The following is a 559-nucleotide window of genomic DNA, read 5'->3' as shown; positions in this document are numbered from 1 at the left end:
CTGCGAGAGGTTGCCGTGCAGGTCCACCGCCGGGATACCGGAGTCGGTGAGCTGCTTGGCGAGCTTGCGGGCCTGATGCTTGGTGCGCATGAACAGGATTCGGCGACCGGTACCCGACGCGAGGGTGCGGACGAGGTCCTTCTTCGCCTCCATGCCCGCGACATCGAAGACGTGGTGGGTCATCGCGGCGACGGGGGAGGTGGCCTCGTCGACCGAGTGCATGACCGGGTTCTTCAGGAACCGCTTGACGAGCTTGTCGACGCCGTTGTCCAGGGTGGCCGAGAACAGCAGCCGCTGACCGTCTTTCGGTGTCGCCGTCAGGATGCGGGTGACGCCCGGCAAGAATCCGAGGTCGGCCATGTGGTCGGCCTCGTCGAGCACCGTGACCTCGACGTCGTCGAGCGCGACGAACTTCTGGCGCATGAGATCTTCGAGGCGGCCCGGGCAGGCGATGACGATGTCGACACCGCGACGCAGGGCTTCGACCTGGCGCTTCTGCGACACGCCACCGAAGATCGTGGTGACCTTCAGTCCGGACGAATGCGCGAGCGGTTCGATC

1 protein-coding gene is annotated in these 559 nt (G+C 66.0%); it reads right to left on the bottom strand.

The genetic code is table 11. The annotated features are described in order from the left end of the window. Positions 1-559: DEAD/DEAH box helicase (locus R1101_RS0125205; RefSeq protein WP_016935854.1), on the bottom strand; the 559-nt coding region annotated here is incomplete at both ends.

Origin of the sequence: Rhodococcus sp. R1101, assembly GCF_000278445.1 — a bacterium.
GTDB classification, from domain to species: domain Bacteria; phylum Actinomycetota; class Actinomycetes; order Mycobacteriales; family Mycobacteriaceae; genus Rhodococcus; species Rhodococcus gordoniae.
Note: the sequence above shows the minus strand (reverse complement) of the source record. Positions and strands in the feature narration are given on the sequence as shown.